The sequence below is a fragment of the Pantoea sp. ABR1s genome, assembly GCF_057812235.1.
In genome coordinates this window covers 3,994,801-4,020,455 of record NZ_CM173823.1, presented here as the reverse complement: position 1 = coordinate 4,020,455, position 25,655 = coordinate 3,994,801, and the positions used below count along the sequence as shown (strand labels likewise).

Genomic DNA, 25,655 nt, shown 5'->3' with positions numbered 1-25,655 from the left:
CGGCTTGCGTCACTAACACGCGCGCATTATGCCATAGCGTGCCAGGCGCTCACCACCGAAGCCACCACTTCGCTGTCAGCATCCAGCCCTGAAACCTCAGCCAGCGTCGCCTGTGGGCCTTTTTCTGCCAGCAGCGTGGCCAGCTCCTGCGCCTGTGGGTCCTGGTCGCTGCGATAGTGCATCGCGGCGGCAATGCCCTGTACCAGGCTGGCGTGCGGTAAACCATACTCCAGCGTGCCCAGCGTCGGCTTAATCAGGCGATCGCCCGCGCTGAGTTTACGCAGCGGCTGACGACCCACACGCTCAACATCATCTTTCAGATAAGGGTTCTCAAAACGGCCCAGTATTTTCTGGATGTAGGCCGCATGTTTATCCGCCTCAAAACCATAGCGCTTAATCAGCACCGCGCCGCTCTCTTCCATCGCCCCTTTTACCACGGCCCGGATTTTTTCATCGAGGATGGCGTCACGAATGGTCTGGTGACCGGCCAGCTGGCCAAGATAGGCGGTAATCGCGTGACCGGTGTTCAGTGTGAAGAGTTTACGCTCAACAAATGCCATCAGGTTATCGGTCAGTTCCATACCCGGAATCGCAGGCAGGTCGCCTTTAAACTGAGTTTTATCGACGATCCATTCGCTGAAGGTTTCAACGGTCACTTCCAGCGGATCGGTGCTGCCCGCTTCAGACGGTGGCACGATGCGATCGACAGCAGAATCCACAAAGCCGACGTGCTGCTCCAGCCAGGCGTGATACTGCTCCGGCAGCGCCTTCAGCACATGCTGTTTCAGCTGGCTGGTGCCGCGCACCATATTCTCACAGGCGATAATATTTAGCGGGCGGGTATTGCCGTTGTCGCTGCGTTTTGCCAGCCCTTTAGCCACACTGCCGGCAATACGCTCCAGAATCTGCGGGCCCACGGCGGTGGTAACGAGATCGACTTCAGAAACCAGGGTGATGATCTCATCGCTGGTGCTGTTTACCGCACTGACGCCTTTAACGGTTTCTGTTTTGGCCTGCTCGCCAACTACATGAACGGGATACTCATGACGCGCGTTCAGTGCATCCAGCACCGTCTGATTCACATCAGCAAAAACCAGTTCGATACCTGCATCAGCCAGTAACTTGCCGATAAAGCCGCGACCAATGTTTCCTGCTCCGAAATGTAACGCTTTCATAATTTTTGACCCATATCAAATGACGATGGGGCGGGCAAACCCGCCCCAGGAAATCGGGACGGGCATGACCGCCCCAGGGAAAATAATTGCTATAAATTACGCGATTGCAGGCTTACCTGACAGCAGATCCAGCACTTCCTGCACGCTGGTGGTGTTCGCCAGCTTCTCAATCACGCTGTCATCATCCAGCGCATTGGTCAGGCTGGTGATCACCTGGATGTGCTCGTTGTTACGGGCAGCAATACCAATCACCAGGCGCGCCACATCCTCCGGCTCTTCACCGAACAGGACGCCTGCCGGATACTGGCAGAACACCACGCCGGTTTTCAGCACGCGGTCTTTCGCTTCGACGGTACCGTGCGGCACGGCAATCGACTCACCGAGATAGGTCGGCGTCAGTTTTTCACGCGCCAGCATCGCCTCAACGTATTCAGGCTCAACGTAACCGCCTTTCACCAGCTGTTCGCCAGCAAAGCGGATCGCCTGCTCTTTGTTACTGGCGGTCAGGCCGAGGAAGACGTTATCCGCACCCAGTTTAAACAGGTGTGCGTTGCCTTCATCGTAGCTGTCAGAGAGCGCGGTATTCACCGTTTGACGATGCACGTCGCTGCGGTTAGCCGCCACCAGACGCTCGGTCAGAGTGCTGTAGAGCGCGCTGTCGAGGAAGTTGTTAAGCGAGATATGCTGCGCATGCGGAGCCTGGCGGATGGCGCGTTCAGTCAGATCACGATGGGTAATCACCAGATCGACATCACCCGGCAGGGCGTTGATCGCGGTATTGGTCACCGACACATTGCTCAGCCCGGCGTCCTGCACTTTCTTACGCAGTACGCCTGCACCCATCGCGCTGGAACCCATACCGGCATCACAGGCGACGATGATTTTACGCACGTGATGCAGTTCAACGCTCATGGCATCGCTGGCGACTGGGGCACCCGCGCCGCTCTGGCCTTTAGACTGCGCTTTCATCTCATGCATGCGCTGGGTCGCGGCTTCGATATCGTCATCTTCTTTGACTTTGCTGGTTTTCAGCAGGATAGCGGACACCACGAAGGAGACGGCGAAGGCGGCAGCGATAGCAGCGATGTTCGCGAAGTAGGCCCCTTTTGGCGTCATTGCCAGCACCGCCAGGATTGAACCCGGTGAGGCAGGAGAGACCAGGCCACCGTTCAGCACCGTCAGCGTGAAGACGCCGGTCATACCGCCAAGGATAACTGCCAGCAGCAGACGAGGAGCCATCAGCACATACGGGAAGTAGATCTCATGGATGCCGCCAAGGAAGTGGATGATTGCCGCACCGCCCGCAGACTGTTTAGCACTGCCACGACCAAAGAACATATAGGCCATCAGCACGCCCATACCCGGACCCGGGTTGGCTTCGATCAGGAAGAAAATGGATTTGCCGGCTTCACTAGCCTGCTGGATACCGAGCGGCGAGAAGATACCGTGGTTAATGGCGTTGTTCAGGAACAGAATTTTCGCGGGTTCGACGAAGATCGAAGTCAGTGGCAGCAGGTTGTTCTGCACCATCAGATTCACGCCCGCGGCAAGAATGTGTGACAGACCTTCTACCAGCGGACCGATCGCCAGGAACGCCAGCAGTGCCAGTATCATCCCGATAATACCGGCCGAGAAGTTGTTGACCAGCATCTCGAAGCCGCTTTTGATTTTGCCGTCAATCGCCCGGTCAAACGACTTGATTGCCCAGCCGCCCAGCGGACCGGCAATCATCGCACCGAGGAACATCGGCATATCCGCACCGACAATCACACCCATGGTGGTAATGGCACCGACCACGCCGCCGCGATCGCCGCCCACCAGACGCCCACCGGTGAAACCGATCAGCAGTGGCAGCAGGTAGGTGATCATCGGGCCAACCAGTTTGGCCAGCGTTTCGTTAGGGATCCAGCCAGTTGGAATAAACAGTGCGGTGATGATACCCCAGGCGATAAACGCCCCGATGTTTGGCATCACCATATTACTCAGAAAGCGACCAAAGCTTTGTACTTTGACCTTCACTGATGAGGACATAAACCCACCCCTTATTGAGACGCGCTGCAATAGGAGAGCGCGCTTGTTTTTGTTTAGCCACCCCGACCCAAAGCCGGTGGTATTACTGTATGCACGCGGACTCTATCACGCGAATTTGACGCTGCGTAGCGTGCGGGGTAAGTGTGATCTACATCACTGATTAAGGGTGGTGGCAGGGGTGATTAGCGTGATTTTGATCACACTTTAAGGCGTAGCTCAGGCTCAGTTGGCTGATTTTTAGACGGGGTGGCCGGTTATCTGTGAGGTGAATCACACTTGTTTGACGTTGATTTGTTATATATATGTGACTTAGATCACAAACTATTTTTGGTTGAAAATGCGCCAGATCACACTTCATTCAGCGGGTGATTGGGTGGGAGGAGAAAAGAGAGTGGGACGGGCAGACGATTAGCGCCTGCCCGTAAAGCGGGTTTACTGCAGACCACCCTGGACGGCAGCCTGTGCCTGAGGAAGCGCCTGCGAATTGGCGGATAAAGTGCTCATCAGCGCGTTATATTGCGAAGCCTGATCCTGAGTCGGGAACTGTACGCCGCCATCATTGAAGCTGACACGGGTTCCCTGCGTTTGCAGGAAATCGCCGGTCTGCACTGCACCCTGGCTCAGCGCCTGGAGTTTTGGCAGCAGAGGAATCAGCTGATTGGCGGGCACCGTCACCACTTTGTTATAGGCGGTGTCGTAGACTTTTTTCAGGTCATCCGGCTGCTTCAGGGTCGCCTTGCTGCTATCCGCCTGCATTTTGGCGCTTTCAATCTGCTGGGTGACGATCACCAGTGCGCTGGTCGCCTGACGCAGGGAATCACGACGGCTGAGATAATCCTGCGGAACGCGAATAGCAGAAAGCTCATCCACCACCGGACGCATACCCTGTTCAACCGCTTTGTTCGCCTGCTGCGAGAAGCCATACATAATGGCGTAATCGCTGGCGAAGTTGCCAAAGCTCTGCTTCTGGTTTTCGCTGAGGCTGGGCAGATGCTCGCCGCTGCGCATCACAGTGTTCTGGAGAAAATCGATAAATGCTTTGCGCTGCTCGCCTTCTTTATCACCGCATGCGGTGAGTTGCAGCACGATCAGCGCGCCAGCGAGCATAATGCCGCCGCGTGCCATAAGGCGTGTAAGTCCTGAAGCCATAGGGTCAACTCCTGTCGGTGATACTGTCAGATGTCCAGGTAGGAATGGCCTAAAGAATAGAACAAACCCGAGCCACGGCACAACGTGAAACCACCTGTGAAACAGATGCTTTCTGAAACGCCGGTTACAGAATGGGACCGCCTGCGCCTCAGGGCGTGCTGCGTTCCCTGCCATTGCAGGCTTGAGCGCGCAGAGATGAAGGAGGGGTTGAGCAGCCTGACACTCACTGCCGCGACCTTAAAACACCACCGCCTGACCATCTTTGCGACTCTCACTGGCCGCAATGTAAAAGCCCTGCGGATCGCGCACTATCGCCTGCGCGCCACCAAAATTGTAATTACTCAGGGGATCTTCCAGTACCACGTTGTGACCCATGCGGCGCAGTGTGCTCAGGGTATTGCGATCGAGGGTTGATTCAAATACCACCTCGCGTCCCTGCACCACGCGCCAGCGCGGCGCATCAATCGCGGCCTGCGGATTCTGCTGGTGCAGCATAATGCGCAGCGCCAGCTGGAGGTGCCCCTGCGCCTGCATCGGGCCGCCCATCACGCCAAATGCCATCAGCGGCTGGCCCTGCTGATCCCGCGCAAAGGCCGGAATGATGGTATGAAACGGCCGCTTACCGCCCGCCACGACGTTGGGATGGTCTGGATCGAGTGAAAAGCCCGCGCCCCGGTTCTGCAGGCTGATGCCGGTATCGGGTACCACCACGCCGGAGCCAAATCCCATGTAGTTAGACTGAATGAATGAGACCATCATGCCGCTGGCATCACCGGCGGCGACATACACTGTGCCGCTCTGCTGCGGTGATCCAAAGCAGAAATCTCCCGCCTTGTCAGGATCAATTAACGCTGCCCGCTGGCGAATATAGTCGTTGCTGAGCAGGTGTTCCGCCGGAAATTCGAGATGATCTTCATCGGTGACATAACGGTCCAGATCAACCAGCGCCAGTTTCATCGCCTCGATGGAGAGATGCAGCCACTGCGGCGAATCCGGTGCATAGCGGTTGATTTCCCACTCTTCCAGAATGCCAAGTGCAATTAAGGTCGCAATGCCCTGACCATTCGGCGGCAGCTCCTGCACCGATCCTCCGGCAAACGGACGCGACAGCAGGGTAACCCAGTCGGCACGATGGTTTTTCAAATCCTCCAGCGTCAGGGCTGCGCCATGCTCACGGGCGAAGGCTGTCATCTTTTGCGCCAGTGCGCCGCGGTAAAAGCTTTCGCCCTGAGTCTCAGCGATTTCCTGCAAGGTGCGGGCCTGAGCCGGATTGCGGAATAGCTCGCCAGCACGCGGCGGACGACCCTGCGGCGCAAAGCAGTCGCTAAAGCCAGGTTGATCCCGCAGCTTGTCATAGCCGCGCTGCCACAGCTGACCAATCAGCGGTGAAACCGGAAAACCGTCGCGCGCATAGTCAATTGCCGGTTGTGCGAGGGTGGTCAGCGGTAAGGTGCCAAAGCGCTGTGCCAGTGTGACCCATGCCGAGACGGCCCCTGGCACAGTGACGGATTCCCAGCCGGTTTCAGGCATCGCACTAAAATCGGCAAAGCGTTCGGGATGCCACGCGGCTGGCGATCGGCCTGAGGCGTTTAACCCATGCAGCTCGCTGCCATCCCAGACAATGGCAAACGCATCGCTACCGATGCCGTTTCCGGTTGGCTCCAGCACGGTTAAGGCGATGGCGGTGGCGATAGCCGCATCCACGGCGTTTCCACCCTGTTGCAGCATCCGTAAACCCGCCTGCGCCGCCAGCGGTTGAGAGGTTGCGACGGCATTACGACCCATCATCGGTACACGATGAGAAGGGTATCCGACGTTAAAATCTGTTTCTCGCATCGCTTTTCCTTACAGAGGTCAGGTATGGGTTTTGCCCGTCGTCAGTGCGTTATCACGGGGCTGCACTTTTACCGCGCATCAGGTCGATAGTTGCCGGGTAACTGCACCGGCATGAGGCGCCAGCCGTTTCGTTAAGATGACTGTTGATTAATCTGGCGACAGAGCGCCGTTAAGAATAAAAGATTTACCCGCTCTGCACTGTGAGCCGCCGCGCGCCAGGCCTCAGGCCCCAACCAGGACTATTCTTAATTTAATAAGATCAGTGAATATATGTGTTCAGGAAGTAAACCATTGGCGTATATTTTGCACTCACTACCTGAAGAGGTGTATTGCCTCACAGAAATGAGAATATGCCAGCAAAAAGCTTGATGGCATCCACATAAATAGCAAACACCATTTGATTTTTTTTGCCCACACCGAAGGCACAAAACTCAACTGCCTCAGCGGGTTAGAGGCGCTGGAACTTTTCCGGCAAACCATAGTTAAAAAAATAATTATAAATTGCGCGGCAAATAGTCAGGTCTCTATCCATACTTAGTCTCCCGGCATTTGTTGCATTGACCTGACATCTTTAAAGCAGTGCACCGCAGGCTGTGTCCCGTAATGGTTTCTCTCATAACAAAAATAAACCCTTGCGGGATCCAGCCTGAAACAGGCCCGGTTTCAGAGTCCTGACTTCAGGCTCGTACCTCTCTACTTTCACGTGCTTCATAGCGAGTTTTTAAGGAGTTCTCTATGGAATTAAAAGACCCGATGTTTGAATTGCTCAGCAGCCTTGAGCAGATTGTTTTGACACGTGATGATCGCGCCGCCGAGTTACTTATTCAGCGTCAGCAACCCGCCCAGCCAGAGCCGCAGCGTCTGCGTGAAATGACCGGCATGCAGGTTGATGAGTTTGCAAAAGTAATGGGCGTGAGCGTTTCTTCCGTGAAAAGCTGGGAAGCCCGGCGTACCCGTCCTTCCGCGACGGCGCAGAAATTGATGAAGTTATTACATGCCAATCCCTATCTGGGACGGCAGTTGCTTGAATAAACTGATATCACGAAAAGAACCCGCCGCTGGCGGGTTTTTTATTAGCGTAATTCGCTGTATTTAGCCGCCTGTCTGGCAAACCAGCTCTCCGGCACGCTATAGGGCGGCTCCCGCAATTGTGCGAGTCCGCTTTCAATAATCATTGAAGCCTGCTGCCATAACTGCGCATCTCCCTGCTTCAGCAACTCAATCTGTATCTGCTTTTCAACCAGGTAGACCCGCGCAAAGTCGGGATCAAAACGCACAATCGCGCGGGTGTTATCGATGATGTCAGCCAGTTTGATGGTTTGTGCCTCAGGACTGGCGCTGGCTGTATGGCGGAAGTGCGCCAGTTTACGGGCCGTGCGATTTTTTGCCCCAGCGGGTGCGCTGTTGGTCAGCATCTCTACCAGGCTTGCCACGCGCGTACCAAAGTGGGTTTCGATATCGCTCTGTGTGGTTGCGGTATCTTCTACGGTATCGTGCAGCCAGGCTGCCGCTAACAACGCGTCGTCATGGCTGACGCTGCGCACCAGTTCCACCACCGCTGCCGGATGAACAATATAAGGCTCATCGGTATATTTGCGGCGCTGACCGGCACTGGCATGTGCCTCGGTGGCGAAGCGACGCGCCTGTTCTTCCAGTGAATCCTGCATGCCTTTCCCCCTGACAAAAAGTTTGCTTGCAATTATCTAGCGCGCTATCTATATTATTAACCATGAACTGTGATCAAGATGACAAAAAAGTGAAAACGATGCCACTGTTGGTCGATCAGCACCTCTGCTTTGCGCTTTATTCTGCCAACCTGGCGATGAATAAAGTCTATCGTCAGTTGCTGAGCCAGCTCGACATCACCTATCCTCAATATCTGGTCATGCTGGTGTTGTGGCAGAAAGATGATGTCACGGTGTCAGAGATTGGCGAGCAGCTTTTTTTAGACTCGGCAACATTAACGCCACTTCTGAAGCGACTGGAAAGTGCAGGCCTGATTAACCGGCAGCGAACCCGTCAGGATGAACGCCAGGTTGCGGTGACGCTGACCGAAGCCGGGCAGGCGTTACGGGCCAGGGCTGAAGCCATTCCTGAAGCGGTCAAGTGTGCCACAGCCTGTGATGATGACGCTTTGCTGGCGCTGAAATTACAGCTGGATGGGTTGCGAGATAACCTGAATAAGTCACGATAAATATTGCTGACGGGTGCGCGGCACCCGTTAAACCTCACCGCCTGATTACGGCTGTATAAGTAGTGGGCGATTAAATAGCGTAATGGAGAAATGTCATGTCTTTAGAACAAGTGGTTTACCGCGCCAAAGCCAAAGCAACCGGTGGTCGTGATGGTCGTGCAACCTCTTCTGACGGTGTACTGGACGTGAAACTGGGTGTGCCAAAAGAGATGGGCGGTGCAGGCGGCGAAGTGACTAACCCGGAGCAGCTGTTTGCTGCGGGCTATTCTGCCTGCTTCCTGGGCGCGATGAAGTTTGTGGCAGGCCGTGACAAAATCACCATGCCAAAAGACGCCTGGATCGAAGGTGAAGTGGGTATCGGCCCTATCCCTGATGGTTTTGGTATTGAAGCGACCCTGAACATTCACCTGCCAGAGATGGATGAAGCAGAAGCGCAGAAGCTGGTTGATGCGGCACACATCGTTTGTCCTTACTCAAACGCCACCCGCAACAACATCGATGTCACGCTGAACATTATTCGCTAAGCGTGCTGCGGGCCTGAAACTATCAGGCCCGCACTTTTTTCCCTCTCTCATTTTCGCTCTCCTGCTGCTGTCTGCGACAGCCCACCTGGCCGTTCCTGTCCGCTGTGTACAAAAAATGTGCTAATCAGGTCGACAACGATTATTTTCTGGTCTATCAAACGCGACCATGTTTTACTGAGCCACCTCGCGTTATAGCCTGTAAATCCGTTCAGAATTTTCCTTCATCTTGTCCGGTCCGCTTATTCAGCGAACTCTGCCGCGTTTCGGCAGTCACATAAAAGATTTGGTCAAGCGCTTCACACCGGAGAAACACCTTTTTTCATGAATTACATTAAAACCCTGACTCAGCAGAAGTTATCGCTCTTGCTGGCGCTCTATCTCGGTATCTTATTGAATTTGCCGATTTTCTATCGTCGTTTTGACGGTTTTCTCAGGCACTCTACGGTTACGAACTGGCTGACTGCCGTCACCGAGGTAGTGGCCATTGTGGTGCTGACTTTCTTCCTGATGCGTCTGCTGTCGCTGGGAGGAAAGTGGTTTTATCGCGTGCTGGCCACGCTGATTGTTCTGATTTCGGTTGCCGCCGCCTATTACATGGCGTTTTTTAACGTGGTGATTGGCTACGGCATTGTGGCTTCGGTGATGACGACTGACACCGATCTCTCTAAAGAGGTGATTGGTTACCATTTCATCCTGTGGATGGTGCTGGTCAGCGCGCTGCCACTGCTGATGATCTGGCGCAATAAGCTGAGCATGACGCTGAATGAACAGCTGCGTACGCCGGGACAGCGCCTGAAACCTACCCTAATCATGCTGCTCTGCGTGGCACTGGTCTGGCTGCCGATTCGTTTTTTCGACAAGCTGCAGAAGCATAACGAAGAGATCACCAACATCGATCTGCCGAGTTACGGCGGTGTGGTGGCGCACTCTTATCTTCCTTCGAACTGGCTGGCGGCTGTGGGCCTGTTTGCCTGGACCCGTGTGGATGAGTCGCTGAACAGCCAGGAACTGCTGGATCCGGCGAAGAAGTTTACCTACGTCGCGCCTGCCGGGCTTGATGATACCTATGTGGTGTTTGTGATTGGCGAAACCACGCGCTGGGATCACATGGGGATGCTGGGCTATGAGCGTGACACTACGCCGAAGCTGTCGAAAGAGAAGAACCTGGTGGCATTCCGGGGCGAGTCCTGTGATACCGCGACCAAGCTGTCACTTCGCTGCATGTTCGTGCGCGAAGGCGGCACTATGGATAATCCGGGCCGCACGCTGAAAGAGCAGAATGTGTTTGCGGTGATGAAAGAGCTGGGCTTCACCTCTGAGCTGTTTGCGATGCAGAGCGAAGTCTGGTTCTACGACAACATCAATGCCAACAATTTTGCCTTCCGTGAGCAGATTGGTTCAGAGAAGCGTAATCAGGGCAAAGCGGTGGATGACATGCTGCTGGTGCCGGAGATGAAAGCGTCACTGGATCGTTTCCCGAAAGGTAAGCATCTGATTGTGTTGCACACCAAAGGTTCGCACTACCTCTATTCACAGCGTTATCCGCGCAGCTTCGCGAAATATCAGCCGGAGTGTATGGGCGTGGATGAGACCTGCAGCAAAGCGCAGTTGATCAACGCTTATGACAACTCGGTGCTGTATGTCGATAGCATGCTGGATAGCGTGCTGGATCAGCTGCGTGATAAGAAGGCGATCGTCTTCTATGCCGCCGACCATGGTGAGTCGATTAGCGAGAATATGCACCTGCACGGCACGCCGCGTGAGATGGCTCCGCCTGAGCAGTTCCGTGTGCCGATGATGGTCTGGGCGTCAGATAAGTATCTGGAAGACAGTCAGAACCGCAGCAACTTTGAGCGTCTGCAGGCGCAGCAGCGTGTGGGCCGGACCCATCGCCACGTTGAGTTGTTCGATACCATCCTGGGCTGTCTGGGTTACACCTCGCCAGATGGCGGCATTAACCCGGCCAACAACTGGTGTCAGGCACCGGGTAATGGTCAGGCTAAACCGCTGTAATAGTGGTCGAAAAGGGTAAAGCAGGCGGCTGATTCCCGGTAACCGCGTGCTTTCCAGGCGATTGGCGGCAAAAGCATAAAAAGCGGTTGACGCTGATCGGGGGTAGCAGTAACATGCGCCCCCATCGGCGAGTAGCGCAGCTTGGTAGCGCAACTGGTTTGGGACCAGTGGGTCGGAGGTTCGAATCCTCTCTCGCCGACCATATTTAAGAAACCTGTCTGAAAAGACAGGTTTTTTTTCGTCTGAAGAAAAGAGGATGAGAACCTCCGAAGGAGGTTTGAGCCGAGCGTAGCGAGACAACGTTGCTTCAGCAACGGCCCGAAGGGCGCTGCTCGCAGAGCAGAGTCATCCTCTCTCGCCGACCATATTTAAGAAACCTGTCTGAAAAGACAGGTTTTTTTTCGTCTGTAAAAAGTGGACGAAAGGTACGGATTTACCGTTGAGCGGGCTTCAGGGAGCATACGTCTGGCAGACGCATCAGGTACTTACAGAAGCATCTCAGACAACTGACAGATCCAAACCCGAGTGACGCTGACAGCAATGAACAATCTCAAGGCGAAGGGAACAGGGGCAGAGGAGGAAAGCGTCCCACGCCATGGACGGCGTGGGCCGAGCGTCCATGGATGGTTTAAGCGCCTTTCCGATCTGACCGTGTTCCCGAAGCAGTCTCGATCTGACCGCTAAGCATTCACATTATTACCGCTGAGTGGGCTTCAGGGAGCATACGCCTTCCGCAAAGACGCAAAAACGCCATCCCTGGCAGGCTCAACGCAGGCGATTACGCACCTCATCCCTGAGGTGCGCCGGTAGCCGGGCCAACGCTTTGCGTTGTTCAAAAACGCTCCCGGCGTTTTTATCCGGGCGGCGCGATGCTTTGCTCCAGGCGTATGCTCCCTTCGCTTCACGTCTGGCAGACGCATCAGGTACTTATTTGGGAGCCTCAGACGGCTGACAGATCCAAACCTCAGCTGTCACCTTCCAGAAAGTTCCAGTAAACCCCATCCACCGCGCATTCTGTTTACCAGCCGTTGTTATCATCACTTACCCGCTGGCAGGCCTTGCCATATAAGAGATGCGATCATAATTCGCGACACATTCTTCTTATGACCGAAAGCGGCAACATGCTGATTTCTTATGCTTCTTTACCAGCATATTCCGCTGGATGAACGTCATAACGCACGGTGAATCGTTCAGTTATTCAACATTTGCCGGTAAAAGTTTTAAGTTTTTTAGCGGTGAGAATCACTAGCGATAGAACAACCATCCAGCACAATGCACGGAAATCAGACCAGCAGCGCTGTGCATTGTATGGCTTTTAGGCCGAAAGGGTTTTTATTACCGTTGCATGCTATCCCTCACACTCTGTGTAAATAAGTAACCGTTGTATTGACGTTCTTTGCAACTGTTGACAAATTGATGCGTCAATAAACGCGCAGTTACGGAATTTTCTGAATGCACCATCTGCATTAGAAAAAACAAAAAAAACGTAGCGTGCTTTAACCACCTGTTCGGTGGTACGCCTGAACCGCATAAAAAAATCAGAGGTCGGGCAATACACACAACATCACATCACAATGGAGCAAAAGCATGATCAACTCCCTGGCTAAATCCGGGATGCTGAAGGTCGGTCTGAGCCTGATTGCTATGACTGTCGCCGCCGGTGTTCAGGCAAAAACCCTGGTCTACTGTTCTGAAGGTTCTCCGGAAGGCTTTAACCCGCAGTTGTTCACCTCGGGCACCACCTACGATGCCAGCTCACGTCAGATCTACAACCGACTGGTTGAGTTCACTATCGGCACCACCGAACTGCACGCTGCGCTGGCAGAGAAGTGGGATGTCAGTGAAGACGGTAAAACTTACACCTTCCACCTGCGCAAAGGCGTGAAGTGGCAGACCACCAAAGATTTCAAACCGACGCGCGACTTTAATGCGGATGATGTGGTGTTCACCTTTGAGCGCCAGCTGGATAAAAACAACGCCTATCACGGCGTCTCCGGCGGCAGCTACGAATATTTCGAAGGCATGGACATGCCGAAGCTGATCAGCAAAATTGAAAAAGTGGACGAGAACACCGTGCGCTTTGTGCTGACGCGTCCTGAATCGCCGTTCCTTGCTGACCTCGGCATGGACTTCGCCTCGATTCTGTCGAAAGAGTACGCTGACAACATGCTGAAAGCGGGCACCCCGCAAAACGTCGACCTGAATCCGGTCGGTACCGGTCCGTTCCAGCTGCTGCAGTACCAGAAAGATTCGCGCATCCTTTACAAAGCTAACCCGGATTACTGGGGCACCAAGCCGAAAATCGATCGCTTAGTCTTCTCCATTACCCCGGATGCTTCAGTGCGTTACGCCAAGCTGCAGAAGGGCGAATGTCAGGTCATGCCCTATCCAAACCCGGCTGACATCGCGCGTATGAAGCAGGACAAAAACATCAACCTGTATGAGCAGGCTGGCCTGAACGTCGGCTATCTGTCGTACAACGTTGAGAAAAAACCGCTGGATAACCTGAAAGTGCGTCAGGCATTGACCATGGCGGTCAACAAAAAGGCGATTATCGAAGCCGTTTATCAGGGTGCAGGTCAGCCTGCTAAAAACCTGATCCCACCAACGATGTGGGGCTATAACGACGACGTGAAAGATTACGCCTACGATCCTGAGAAAGCCAAAGCGCTGCTGAAAGAAGCGGGCATGGCAGACGGCTTCTCAATCGACCTGTGGGCAATGCCGGTTCAGCGTCCGTACAACCCGAATGCGCGCCGCATGGCTGAGATGATCCAGAGCGACTGGGCGAAGATTGGCGTCAAAGCCAAAATCGTCACCTACGAGTGGGGTGAATATCTGAAGCGCGCCAAAGCAGGCGAGCACCAGACCGTCATGATGGGCTGGACCGGCGACAATGGGGATCCGGATAACTTCCTGGCCACCCTGTTCAGCTGTTCAGCGGCAAAAGATGGCTCTAACTACTCGCGCTGGTGTGATAAATCCTTTGAGGATCAGATTCAGCCAGCTCGCGCCACCGCCGATCAGGCGAAGCGCATCGAGTACTACAAGCAGGCACAGGTTGTGATGCATGACCAGGTACCGGCGCTGATGATCGCGCACTCAACGGTATACGAACCGGTCAGCAAGAAAGTCTCCGGGTACAAAGTCGATCCGCTGGGCGGACACTACTTTGCTCAGGTAGACATTAAAGAATAATTGTCGCCTTTTCCGGGGTGGCTGCGCGTCGCCCCGGCTTTATCTCCCTGTTTTACTGGAAACGGTAGAGGCGCAGCCTGTCTGCGTCGCGGTCGGGCCTACCCGATCGTCAGATGTAAGCAATAACTACCCTCGCGGCGACGGTCGCGCGGACAAGAGAGAACCCGGATTATGCTGCAGTTCATACTCCGACGTCTGGGCCTTGTCATCCCAACGTTTATCGGTATTACATTACTCACCTTCGCATTTGTTCACATGATCCCCGGCGATCCGGTACTGATCATGGCGGGCGAACGCGGTATTTCTCCTGAACGCCATGCACAGTTAATGGCGCTGTTAGGTCTGGATCAGCCGCTGTGGAAACAGTACCTGAACTACATTAACGGCGTATTACATGGCGACCTGGGCATTTCACTCAAGAGCCGCATCCCGGTCTGGGATGAGTTTGTTCCACGCTTCAAAGCGACGCTGGAACTCGGCTTCTGCGCCATGATATTTGCCGTGGCCATTGGTATCCCGGTTGGGGTCATGGCCGCCGTGAAGCGGGGGTCGATTTTCGATCACACCGCCGTGGGGATCTCACTGACCGGCTACTCCATGCCGATCTTCTGGTGGGGCATCATGCTGATCATGCTGGTCTCGGTACAGCTCAACCTGACGCCGGTTTCCGGGCGGGTCGGCGACACCGTCTTCCTGGATGACACCATGCCGCTGACCGGCTTTATGCTGATCGATACCTTCTTCTGGGGTGAGCCGGGCGACTTCCACGATGCGGTGATGCACATGATTCTGCCTGCCATCGTGCTCGGCACCATTCCGCTGGCGGTGATTGTGCGAATGACGCGATCGGCGATGCTCGAAGTGCTGGGTGAAGATTACATCCGTACGGCGCGCGCCAAAGGCCTGACGCGCATGCGCGTGATCGTAGTGCATGCGCTGCGAAACGCCATGCTGCCGGTGGTTACGGTGATCGGCCTGCAGGTCGGCACTTTGCTGGCCGGGGCGATTCTGACCGAAACCATCTTCTCGTGGCCGGGCCTGGGTCGCTGGCTGATTGAAGCGTTGCAGCGCCGTGACTATCCGGTAGTGCAGGGCGGGGTGCTGCTGACAGCAGTACTGATTATTGTGGTCAACCTGCTGGTTGACCTGCTGTATGGCGTGGTTAACCCGCGCATACGTCATAAGAAATAAGGGGGCATCATGTCTGTTGTTGATCCCGGCAGCGTTACCGTTGCACCCAAGCCGATGACCCCGTTTCAGGAATTCTGGCACTACTTTAAACGTAACAAGGGCGCCGTTGTGGGCCTGGTCTACATCATCATTGTGTTGCTGTGTGCCATTTTTGCCGATGTGCTGGCCCCGCATGCCCCTGCTGAACAGTTCCGCGATGCGCTGCTGCATCCGCCGGTCTGGCAGGAAGGCGGCAGCTGGAGCTACATTCTGGGCACCGACGATGTAGGCCGCGATGTGCTGTCGCGTCTGATGTACGGCGCGCGCCTGTCGCTGCTGGTGGGCTGCCTGGTGGTGGTGCTGTCACTGATTTTTGGCGTGATATTTGGCCTGCTGGCCGGTTATCTCGGCGGCGTGGTCGATGCCATCATCATGCGTGTCGTCGATATCATGCTGGCGCTGCCCAGCCTGCTGCTGGCGCTGGTGCTGGTCGCCATCTTTGGCCCTTCGATCGTTAACGCCTCTATCGCGCTGACCTTTGTGGCGCTGCCGCACTATATCCGTCTGACCCGCGCGGCGGTGCTGGTGGAAGTGAACCGCGACTATGTGACCGCCTCCGGCGTGGCCGGCGCCGGTATGCTGCGCCAGATGTTTGTGAATATTCTGCCTAACTGCCTTGCACCATTGATCGTGCAGGCTTCATTAGGTTTCTCCAACGCCATTCTCGATATGGCGGCGCTGGGCTTTCTCGGTATGGGTGCGCAACCGCCAACGCCGGAGTGGGGCACGATGCTCTCCGACGTCCTGCAGTATGCGCAAAGTGCCTGGTGGGTAGTGACCTTCCCTGGATTGGTCATTCTGCTTACCGTGCTGGCATTTAACCTGATGGGCGATGGTTTGCGTGATGCACTCGACCCGAAACTCAAGCAGTAAAGAGGCACCGAGATGGCGTTATTAAATGTAGACAAACTATCGGTGCATTTCGGCGACGATAAAGCACCGTTCCGTGCGGTTGACCGCATCAGTTATCAGGTTGAGCAGGGCCAGGTCGTGGGTATCGTGGGTGAGTCCGGCTCCGGTAAATCGGTGAGTTCCCTGGCGATCATGGGGCTGATCGATTTCCCCGGCAAGGTGATGGCTGAGAAGCTGGAGTTTAACCAGCGCGACCTGCAGAACATCTCCGAACGTGAGCGCCGCCAGCTGGTGGGCGCCGAAGTGGCGATGATTTTTCAGGACCCGATGACCAGCCTGAATCCCTGCTACACCGTAGGTTTCCAGATCATGGAAGCGATCAAGGTGCATCAGGGCGGCAATAAACGCACCCGGCGTCAGCGGGCGATCGACCTGCTGAATCAGGTTGGTATTCCCGATCCCGCGTCACGGCTCGATGTCTATCCGCACCAGCTGTCGGGCGGCATGAGCCAGCGTGTGATGATTGCCATGGCGATCGCCTGTCGGCCTAAGCTGTTAATCGCCGATGAGCCGACCACGGCGCTCGACGTGACCATTCAGGCGCAGATCATCGAACTGCTGCTGGAGTTGCAGCGGCAGGAGAACATGGCGCTGATCCTGATTACTCACGATCTGGCGTTAGTGGCAGAAGCGGCGCACCACATTATCGTGATGTATGCCGGTCAGGTGGTGGAGAGCGGGAAAGCGACCGATATCTTTAAGGCGCCGCGCCATCCTTATACGCAGGCGCTGCTGCGTGCGCTGCCGGAGTTTGCGGCCGATAAAGCACGCCTGGCCTCGCTGCCTGGCGTGGTACCGGGCAAGTATGACCGCCCGATTGGCTGTCTGCTTAATCCACGCTGCCCCTATGCGACTGACCTTTGTCGTCAGGAAGAACCTGAACTGCGCACCATTCCAGGACGCCAGTCCAAGTGTCACTATCCGCTGGACGATGCCGGGAGACCAACTTATGAGTCATGAAACCACGAAAGATCAGTTCCTGCTGCAGGCGATTGATCTGAAGAAGCACTACCCGGTGAAGAAGGGGCTGTTTGGTCAGGAGCGTCTGGTCAAAGCGCTGGATGGCGTCTCTTTTAATCTGGAACGCGGCAAAACGCTGGCGGTGGTAGGCGAGTCAGGCTGTGGTAAATCCACGCTGGGCCGCCTGCTGACGATGATTGAAACCCCGACCGAAGGGCAGCTTTACTGGCACGGTCAGGATCTGCTGAAACATGATCCCCAGGCGCAGAAGCTGCGTCGCCAGAAAATCCAGATCGTGTTCCAGAACCCGTACGGCTCACTCAATCCGCGCAAAAAAGTAAGCCAGATTCTGGAAGAGCCGCTGGTGATTAATACCCAGCTGACCCGCGCGGAACGCCGCGAGAAGACGCTGGAGATGATGGCAAAAGTCGGCCTGAAAACCGAGCACTACGACCGCTACCCGCACATGTTCTCAGGCGGGCAGCGTCAGCGTATCGCCATCGCACGTGGGCTGATGCTCGATCCGGACGTCCTGATTGCCGATGAGCCGGTTTCGGCGCTCGACGTGTCGGTGCGTGCCCAGGTGCTTAACCTGATGATGGATCTGCAGCAGGATATGGGGCTTTCTTATGTCTTTATCTCGCACGATCTGTCGGTGGTGGAACACATTGCCGATGAGGTGATGGTGATGTATCTCGGCCGGTGCGTTGAGAAGGGCAGCAAAGAGGCAATTTTTGCCAACCCGCGCCATCCTTATACTCAGGCTTTGCTGTCGGCGACGCCGCGGCTTAATCCAGACGACCGTCGTGAGCGCATTAAGCTGACCGGCGAGCTGCCGAGCCCGCTCAATCCACCGCCGGGCTGCGCCTTTAATGCCCGCTGCCACCGACGTTTTGGCACCTGCGTGCAGCTGCAGCCGAAGCTGAAAAACTATGGCGGACAGGAGATTGCCTGCTTCGCGGTTGATCAGGATGAGAATCAACCGGTCGGCGTGGCAGAAAAGGTCAACTGAGGATTGGCAGCGCATTCTGATGTTTACAGACCGCACAAAATTGAAAGCGATGGGAGCACAGGCCTGTAGCAAAACATTGCGCCCCCCGGACAAAAACGCCGGGAGCGTTTTTGAACAACGCAAAGCGTTGGCCCGGCTACGGGCGCACCTCAGGAATGAGGTGCGTACTAAAAAAACCGGGAGCGTTTTTGAACAACGCAACGCGTTGGCCCGGCTACGGGCGCCCCTCAGGGATGAGGTGCGTACTAAAAACGCCGGGAGCGTTTTTGAACAACGCAACGCGTTGGCCCGGCTGCGGGCGCCCCTTAGGGATGAGGTGCGTAATCGCCCGCGCTGAGCCTGCCAGGGATGGCGTCTTTTGCGTCTTTGCTTAAGGCGTATGCCCCCTGAGCCTGTTCGCGATCTTAACTCCCCAGCCGAAGGCTCCTTTCTGGAGCCTTTTTTTATCTCAACTCAGCTGCAAGCCGCACTGCTCGCAGGTCAGCGAGCACTTCCTGGTTATCCCTCCTCTTTTTCCGTTATCAGTTTTAACCTGTTTTTATTCTGGCGATATTTGCAATGAAAAAAGATAAATAGCCTCAATCACTTATGGCAGAAATGCGATTTTTTTGCGCCTGCGGCAGCCTGAACGCTCTTTGAAAGGCTGTTTACAGGAGTCAGCCTGGCAGTGCCAGAGGTTGTAAGAGCGGTATTTTCTGAAAAATTATTAAAACAGTGCTAATGAATTTAACTTAAGTTTTACTTATTAATTATCAGCGGCAATGACTCAGAAAAGGCTTTCTTCTGCCACTATTGAATCTTTATGATTAAACAATTTGATTGAAATTGCTTTTTTTGTAATCAGGTTTTTCTGACTGATATTAAAGGGATGTGTTATATTCCAGGAAAATTCCCACCTTGTTGCAGGCCATGGCCAATGAAGAATAATTACGATGATTTGCAGCGTTTTAAAGAGAAAACGCAAACGCTCGACATCGACTTTAAAGATATGTCTGGCCAGACGCAGGAAGCGGCGGAACACAGTAAATGGGCATTGATTCGCCAGCTGGCGAAAGAAGAACATCAGACCCCGTTTGGCGGCGGCGAGCGTATTGACCTGCCGCAACCTCAGCCGCTGCGTGGTGATGAGTTTACGGCTCCACCGCCTGGGGCACCGGCACGACATGCCGCACTCACTGCGCAACCGGCAATGGCAGCTCGCACCTCGATTCTCGATAGCCTGTCAGGCAGCAACCTGCCAGCAACCAGCACGACTGCACGCGGTCCTTCATCACTCTTTCCGCCACCGCCGCCACTGCAAAAAGTGGCCGTGGCTGAGCCTGCGACCATGCTGCGTGCTGAGCCGGTCCGGCCTGCCACCGTGGCGGAGCTTCAGCCCGTCGTCGCACCCACCGCCACCCATTCTGAGCCAGGGCGATTTGGTGCGCTGTTCCGCTCGCGCGAGATTAATCTGCCGAAAGAAACCTTACTCAAACCGTTACTGGAGAAGATTGCGCTATGCCATTAGTTTGTGTGTGCTCGCCGAAGGGGGGTGTGGGGAAAACCACGCTGGCGGCGAATCTGGCCTGGAGTCTGGCGCGTTCCGGTAGCAAAGTTCTGGCGATTGATTTTGATGTGCAGAATGCACTGCGTCTTCACTTTGGCGTGCCGCTTCATGATGGCCGCGGATTTGTGGCGCGCTCAGAAGAGCAGGCGGACTGGAGCCAGTCGATTCTTACCACTGGCGGCAATATCTTTGTGCTGCCCTATGGCGACGTCACGGAGCCGCAGCGCGAACGGTTCGAAGAGAACCTGATGAAAGATCCCCACTTTATTAAGCGCGGTCTGGATACGGTGCTCAATTATCCTGGTCTGGTGATCGTGGCTGATTTCCCGCCAGGCCCAGGCCCCGCCCTTAAAGCAATGACGGCGCTGGCCGATATGCATTTAGTGGTGATGTTAGCCGATACCGCATCAGTATCGTTATTACCGCAGATTGAAGAGAACCGGATGATCGGTAAGCCGCTCAATAACAAGCAAGGTCACTATTTTATCCTTAACCAGTGTGACAACCGCCGGAATATCAATCGCGATGTCACCGCGTTTATGCAGCAGCGCCTGGGCGATAATTTACTGGGCGTGGTTCACCGCGATGAAAGTGTGGGTGAAGCCAATGCTTCGCAGCAGTCTGTTTACGATTTCAGTCCCGCCTCCGCAGCGGCATTTGATATTGAACTGATCGCGAAAAGGGTCAGCAGCATTCTGAATATCACCGTGGGTAATGGCGAAGTTCAGGCTCCCATCCGCACAAACCACTTTTAGTCGGCTTCCGCCAGGCGACTGACTTACACAGCTCTTCTCAGGGTGAATCATGAGTAAAATCGGGTTTTACCTGCTGCTGCTGGTGCTTGCACCCGTTGCGGCGGTGATCATCATTACGCCAATGGACAGCCAGAAACAGTATATTTTTGGTCTGATCAGCATCGGCATGATGTTTTTATTGGGTTTCAGCAAGAGCCGCAAAATAACGGTGGTGATGGTGGTTCTCTCTGCGCTGATGTCCAGCCGCTATATCTGGTGGCGGACCACCGAGACGCTGCACTTTAATTCCGAAGTTGAAGCTATCTTAGGCATTGGCTTATATCTGGCGGAGCTGTACGTCTGGCTGATCTTAATTCTTGGCTTCCTGCAAACCACCTGGCCATTAAAACGCACCATCGAACCCTTACCGGACGACACCAGCCTGTGGCCGACGGTCGATATTTATGTGCCTTCCTACAATGAAAGTCTTGATGTGGTGCGCGACACCGTACTCGCGGCGCAGTGTATCGACTACCCGCGTGACAAAATCAGGGTCTATCTGCTGGATGATGGCAAGCGCAGCGAGTTTGCCCGCTTTGCGGCGGATGTCGGCGTGGGTTATATCACCCGTGACGACAATAAACATGCCAAAGCCGGGAACCTCAACCATGCGATGAAAATCACCAAAGGTGAGCTGATTTGCATCTTCGACTGCGACCACGTGGCGACGCGCACCTTCCTGCAGGCGACGGTCGGACCGTTCCTGAAAGATCCGAAGCTGGCGCTGCTACAGACGCCGCACTACTTCTATTCTCCCGATCCCTTTGAGCGTAACCTGCGCGCCGCACGCAGCATTCCAAACGAAGGCTCGCTGTTTTATGGCCCGGTGCAGCAGGGTAACGATAACTGGAATGCCACTTTCTTCTGTGGCTCCTGTGCGGTTATCCGTCGTTCAGCGCTGGAAGAGATTGGCGGTTTTGCCGTTGAAACCGTGACCGAAGATGCACACACCGCCCTGAAAATGCAGCGACTGGGCTGGGGCTCAGCCTTTTTGTCGATCCCGCTGGCTGCCGGTCTGGCAACAGAACGTCTGGGCCTGCATATCATTCAGCGTACCCGCTGGGCGCGTGGCATGACACAGATTTTCCGCGTCGATAACCCGCTGTTTGGCCGTGGCCTGAAGTGGCAGCAGCGTCTTTGCTATCTCAACGCCATGCTGCATTTCCAGTTTGGCCTGCCACGCGTTGCCTTCCTGACCGCACCGCTGGCTTACCTGCTGTTTAACCTGAATATTATTCACTCATCGGCCTCGCTGATCTTTGCCTATGTGCTGCCCCATCTGGTGATGTCGCTCTACGTTAACTCACGAATGAATGGCCGTTTCCGTTACACCTTCTGGGGTGAAATTTATGAGACGGTGATGTGCTTCCATCTGGTGATCCCGACCATTCTGACCCTGCTGTCGCCAAAACATGGCAAGTTTAACGTGACCGATAAAGGCGGCGTGCTGGATCAGGGCTTCTTCGATTTCCACATTGTGCGTCCGCATGTGATTGTGGCGCTGCTGCTGGGCATTGGCATTGTAGCCGGCGTGGTGCGCGCCGTGATGCATGACTATTTTGGCGTCGATCCTTACGTAATCGCGCTCAACGTCGGCTGGGCGATCTTCAGCCTGATCATTCTGATGGCGGCGATTGCCGTGGCGCGCGAAACCAAGCAGGTACGTAAAACCATCCGTGTTGAAGTGCAAATCCCGGCGATTATTCATTACGCCAGCGGCATTTCATCGCGCACCCAGACCAGCAACCTTTCGATGGGCGGCGCGCAGCTTGATGCACCCGATGGACGTCATGAAACTGATGAGATTGAAGAGATTGATCTGCTGCTGAAATCCGGCGCGATCACTATCCCGGTCAGTCAGATTTCCGGCGATGATGAGAGCATCCGTCTGCGCTTTGAGGCGATGCCGCTGGCGCGTCGTCGCGAACTGGTCCGTGTGGTGCTGGCTCGTGCTGATGCCTGGATTCAGCCGGAGTATAAGCAGGACAACCCGCTGATTTCGCTGGGCACTATTATCCGTACCGTCTTTGAGCTGTTCTGGCTGACCTGGAAAGGCCGCCACGATAAACGTAAAAATGTCGACCCGGTTGCCGCGGCGGCGAAAGAGGATGGGGCGGCATGAAGATCCTGACGCAAACTTTGCTGGTCAGTTCACTGACCGCAGCGTTATGGCTGACGCCCGCTGGCGCGGAAACGCCGGTTACTGCTGATAACAGCAGTGCCGCGCCGGTAAACAGTTCAGCCCCGACGCCGCCTGATGCTGCTTCCACCACGCAGCCTGCCAGTGCGCCGGTAAACAGTCCGGCTCCGACGCCGCCTGATGCTGCTTCCAGCACGCAGCCTGCCGGTGCCACCGTCATTGCACCCGCGACAAATCAGGCTCCGGCCAGCGATGCGGCATCTGTGGTGCCCATGAATAATGGTTCCACCCAGACGGCAGGTTCAGACCAGGTAGCCGCCCCGGTCAGCGGTGGAGAGTCTGCAATGCCGTCAGTGTCACCAGCGGCAAATGCGCCATCTGCGACACCGTCCGCAGAATCTGCACCGGCATCGGCGCCACAGAGTGCATCACCCAATGCCATGGCACCCCCGGTGAACGCCTCTTACGCCCCAGGTAGCGAGGCGACATCACAAACTCAGCCATCTTCAGTGACCGGTGACGCGACCTCAACGCCTCAGACCGTGTCATCGACCGGTGAGGCGGCGGCTTCTGCCCAGACCACCGCGCCGATGGCCGCCACCGGCGCGGTGACCCAGGACAGCAGCGCGCTGTCCGCGGTGCCCCTGCCGCAGGGCCTGAGCAGTGCCGATCCCGCGCTGGAAGCGGCCGCCAGTGCGCTGCCCTACGCGCCAGGTCAGGTAGCTGCACCGGTTGCAGAAGCGCAGCCGCCGATCGCGGCTGCCATCAATCAGCCAATCAGTAGTGTTATTTCAGTGGCCCAGATGGGCCAGTCGCGCGGCATCACGCTGACCGGCGGCCAGCTTCAGTCGGGCATCACCTTTACCCTGCCCGGCGATGAAGTCATCACCAATGCGCGACTTAATCTGACGCTGCGCGTCTCAGCTGCGCTGGCGGCACGCAATACGTCGCTGCAACTGATGCTGAATGGTCAGCCGCTCGGCACGCTGCCGCTGGGTGCGACGGACAGCGATGTCAGCGACTATGAGCTGGATATTCCGGCGGCGATGGTGGTGTCGGCGAACAATCTGAGTTTTAAAATCAATGATGCGGACAAGTTGCTGTGTGAAAGAGAGAGCGCACAGCAGTATCAGGTCACCATTCTGCCGAACACATCGCTGCACCTTGAGGGTCAGAAGCTCAATATCGGCACCAGCCTGCGTAATTTCCCGCGCCCCTTCCTGGATCCTCAGCGGATGACGGCGTCCACCGTGACGGTGGGCTTTGCCAGTCATGTTTCAGCCGATGCTGTCAGCGCGGCGGCACTGGTGACATCATGGCTTGGCATTCAGAGTGATTATCGCGGCATCCGTTTCCCGGTGGTGCGCGGCGAACTGCCGGAACACAACGGCATCCTGTTTGGTCATCCTGGTGACCGGATCGGCACCCTGACTTTCCCGGCCAGTAACGGTCCGATGTTGCAGGTGGTGGATAATCCCAATAATCCGGTTTACAAATTGCTGCTGGTCAGTGGCAACAATGAGGAGCAGTTGCGTCAGGCGGCGAACCGTCTGACGACGCAGCCACTGACGACGGATGAGAGTCATCTGCAGGTCCCCGCACAGACTATTGCAAACCGCAAACCTTACGATGCCCCGCGCTGGATTAACACTGACCGTCCGGTACGACTGAGCGAACTGCTGCGTAAAGATCAGAGTCTGACCAGTAGCGGCATCTGGCATGATGCGCTGCGTGTTAACTTCCGCGCCGCGCCTGATTTGTTCCTGTGGGATGGCGACACAGTGCCGGTCAATCTGCACTATCGCTTCCCGTCCGAAAGCTGGATCGATGAGGATAATTCCTTCCTTAACGTCATGCTTAACGGCACTTTTCTGCGCAATCTGACGGTGAACAAAGTCGGTCTGCTGGAGAACGCCTGGCACCGTCTGGGCGGTGATGCGCGTCAGGAGCAGTATCAGCTTAATCTCGAACCCTACCTGATCTATGGCGATAACCAGCTGGCGCTCTACTTCAATATCAAACCGCGGGCTGATGCGCCCTGCGGTGTGTTACTGAACAACAACATCAAGAGCCGGATTGAAGAGGATTCATGGATCGATCTGAGCCATACCCGTCACTTCAGCATGCTGCCAAACCTCTCTTACTTTGTGGGTGCCTCTTTCCCGTTCTCACGTCTGGCCGATTTCAGCCAGACCACGCTGCTGCTGCCGGAAACGCCCAGCGATGCTGAACTGTCAACGCTGCTGGATCTGGCGGCGCGGGCTGGTAAAGCCACCGGTCTGGCGCTGACACAGAATCAGGTACTGTTTGGCCTGCCGACTGGCGGCACCCATCTGGCGCGCATACAGCAGAGCGATCTGCTGGCGGTGAGCACCACCGGCAACAGCGCCTTTAACCAGGCGATGCTGGCGGCTTCCCCTTATGACGCGACTGGCAGCACCTTTGGGGTGAAAGAGCCCGATACGCTGGAAAAATTACGCGGCTGGCTGACCGGTGACTGGAGTCGTCAGCAGCTGGATGCCGATCGTTACTTCTCCTCCAACGAAGCGTGGCGAGGCTTCCTCAGCTATCGATCGCCATGGAACCGCGATCGGCTGGTGGTGATGACGGTGGCAACCAGCGACGATCAGCTGTTGCGACTGCATAACGATTTGAGTTCAGCGCAGATTAACGCCGGCATTCGTGGCGATACCGCGATTATTACCGATGAAAACGGCATTCGCAGTTTCCGCGTCGGCGCGCAGTTCCCCAGCGGTGAGTTGCCCTGGTACATGATGGTGGTGTGGTATGCCAACCAGCACTCGGTGCTGCTGGCGGTGGCGGCGATGCTGCTTTCCGCGCTGGTGGGCAGTGCGGCCTGGGTGATGCTGAAACGTCATGCCTGGCGACGTCTGAACCCAAAGCAGGGCCGTGATTCCGGCAGGAAGTAAGGATAATAACA

General features: G+C 55.6%; 18 protein-coding genes, 1 tRNA gene and 1 other RNA gene. 15 read left to right on the top strand and 5 right to left on the bottom strand.

Going from position 1 to position 25,655, the window contains the following annotated elements; genetic code table 11:
- Positions 1-26: 26 nt before the first annotated feature.
- The 4 genes from mtlD to ACXKZD_RS18830 all read right to left on the bottom strand — a co-directional run bounded on the left by mtlD (position 27) and on the right by ACXKZD_RS18830 (position 6,191).
- Positions 27-1,175 carry a mannitol-1-phosphate 5-dehydrogenase gene (mtlD, locus tag ACXKZD_RS18845; RefSeq protein ID WP_010257450.1) on the bottom strand — a complete coding sequence of 383 codons (1,149 nt, stop codon included), beginning with the start codon at positions 1,173-1,175 and terminating at the stop codon, positions 27-29.
- A gap of 96 nt (positions 1,176-1,271) precedes the next feature.
- Positions 1,272-3,206 carry a PTS mannitol transporter subunit IICBA gene (locus ACXKZD_RS18840; RefSeq protein ID WP_010671638.1) on the bottom strand — a complete coding sequence of 645 codons (1,935 nt, stop codon included), beginning with the start codon at positions 3,204-3,206 and terminating at the stop codon, positions 1,272-1,274.
- A gap of 432 nt (positions 3,207-3,638) precedes the next feature.
- A complete protein-coding gene (locus tag ACXKZD_RS18835) occupies positions 3,639-4,355 on the bottom strand; it encodes a DUF3053 domain-containing protein (protein ID WP_010671639.1) in 717 nt (238 codons plus the stop codon).
- Between the two features lie 237 nt (positions 4,356-4,592).
- Positions 4,593-6,191 carry a gamma-glutamyltransferase family protein gene (locus tag ACXKZD_RS18830; RefSeq protein WP_122459533.1) on the bottom strand — a complete coding sequence of 533 codons (1,599 nt, stop codon included), beginning with the start codon at positions 6,189-6,191 and terminating at the stop codon, positions 4,593-4,595.
- 735 nt (positions 6,192-6,926) lie between these two features.
- On the opposite strand from ACXKZD_RS18830, the gene ACXKZD_RS18825 reads away from it, so the two are divergent.
- A complete protein-coding gene (locus ACXKZD_RS18825) occupies positions 6,927-7,223 on the top strand; it encodes an HTH-type transcriptional regulator (protein ID WP_010257438.1) in 297 nt (98 codons plus the stop codon).
- A gap of 41 nt (positions 7,224-7,264) precedes the next feature.
- Here ACXKZD_RS18825 and ACXKZD_RS18820 read toward each other — a convergent pair whose 3' ends face one another.
- A complete protein-coding gene (locus tag ACXKZD_RS18820) occupies positions 7,265-7,858 on the bottom strand; it encodes an HD domain-containing protein (protein WP_010257434.1) in 594 nt (197 codons plus the stop codon).
- Positions 7,859-7,920: 62 nt separating this feature from the next.
- On the opposite strand from ACXKZD_RS18820, the gene ACXKZD_RS18815 reads away from it, so the two are divergent.
- The 14 genes from ACXKZD_RS18815 to bcsB all read left to right on the top strand — a co-directional run bounded on the left by ACXKZD_RS18815 (position 7,921) and on the right by bcsB (position 25,644).
- A complete protein-coding gene (locus tag ACXKZD_RS18815) occupies positions 7,921-8,385 on the top strand; it encodes a MarR family winged helix-turn-helix transcriptional regulator (protein ID WP_010671641.1) in 465 nt (154 codons plus the stop codon).
- 95 nt (positions 8,386-8,480) lie between these two features.
- Positions 8,481-8,909 (top strand): organic hydroperoxide resistance protein, encoded by a 429-nt coding sequence (locus ACXKZD_RS18810; protein WP_010257431.1) that lies wholly within the window; start codon positions 8,481-8,483, stop codon positions 8,907-8,909.
- A 321-nt stretch (positions 8,910-9,230) separates the two neighbouring features.
- Positions 9,231-10,922: a kdo(2)-lipid A phosphoethanolamine 7''-transferase gene (eptB, locus tag ACXKZD_RS18805; protein WP_010257429.1), complete on the top strand. Its 1,692-nt coding sequence runs from the start codon at positions 9,231-9,233 to the stop codon at positions 10,920-10,922.
- A 125-nt stretch (positions 10,923-11,047) separates the two neighbouring features.
- Positions 11,048-11,124: transfer RNA gene (locus ACXKZD_RS18800), tRNA-Pro, on the top strand.
- A gap of 33 nt (positions 11,125-11,157) precedes the next feature.
- Positions 11,158-11,287: non-coding RNA, RtT sRNA (locus tag ACXKZD_RS18795), on the top strand.
- 1,222 nt (positions 11,288-12,509) lie between these two features.
- On the top strand, positions 12,510-14,120 hold the full coding sequence (dppA, locus tag ACXKZD_RS18790) for a dipeptide ABC transporter periplasmic-binding protein DppA (RefSeq protein ID WP_010671642.1): 1,611 nt from the start codon (positions 12,510-12,512) through the stop codon (positions 14,118-14,120).
- Between the two features lie 171 nt (positions 14,121-14,291).
- Positions 14,292-15,311, top strand: a complete 1,020-nt coding sequence (dppB, locus tag ACXKZD_RS18785; protein WP_022624833.1) for a dipeptide ABC transporter permease DppB — start codon at positions 14,292-14,294, stop codon at positions 15,309-15,311.
- A 9-nt stretch (positions 15,312-15,320) separates the two neighbouring features.
- A complete protein-coding gene (gene dppC, locus ACXKZD_RS18780; RefSeq protein WP_010671643.1) occupies positions 15,321-16,223 on the top strand; it encodes a dipeptide ABC transporter permease DppC in 903 nt (300 codons plus the stop codon).
- 12 nt (positions 16,224-16,235) lie between these two features.
- Positions 16,236-17,222: a dipeptide ABC transporter ATP-binding protein gene (gene dppD / locus ACXKZD_RS18775; protein WP_010257423.1), complete on the top strand. Its 987-nt coding sequence runs from the start codon at positions 16,236-16,238 to the stop codon at positions 17,220-17,222.
- Entirely contained in the window at positions 17,212-18,234 is a 1,023-nt protein-coding gene (gene dppF, locus ACXKZD_RS18770; protein WP_022624835.1) for a dipeptide ABC transporter ATP-binding subunit DppF, read from the top strand. Before dppD ends, dppF begins: the two co-directional genes overlap by 11 nt.
- Before the next feature lie 916 nt (positions 18,235-19,150).
- A complete protein-coding gene (bcsO, locus tag ACXKZD_RS18765; protein WP_045140905.1) occupies positions 19,151-19,741 on the top strand; it encodes a cellulose biosynthesis protein BcsO in 591 nt (196 codons plus the stop codon).
- A complete protein-coding gene (gene bcsQ / locus ACXKZD_RS18760) occupies positions 19,732-20,535 on the top strand; it encodes a cellulose biosynthesis protein BcsQ (RefSeq protein ID WP_010671647.1) in 804 nt (267 codons plus the stop codon). Before bcsO ends, bcsQ begins: the two co-directional genes overlap by 10 nt.
- Positions 20,536-20,584: 49 nt before the next feature.
- Positions 20,585-22,696: a UDP-forming cellulose synthase catalytic subunit gene (gene bcsA, locus ACXKZD_RS18755; protein WP_010671648.1), complete on the top strand. Its 2,112-nt coding sequence runs from the start codon at positions 20,585-20,587 to the stop codon at positions 22,694-22,696.
- Positions 22,693-25,644 (top strand): cellulose biosynthesis cyclic di-GMP-binding regulatory protein BcsB, encoded by a 2,952-nt coding sequence (gene bcsB / locus ACXKZD_RS18750; protein ID WP_488981795.1) that lies wholly within the window; start codon positions 22,693-22,695, stop codon positions 25,642-25,644. Before bcsA ends, bcsB begins: the two co-directional genes overlap by 4 nt.
- Positions 25,645-25,655: the final 11 nt, after the last annotated feature.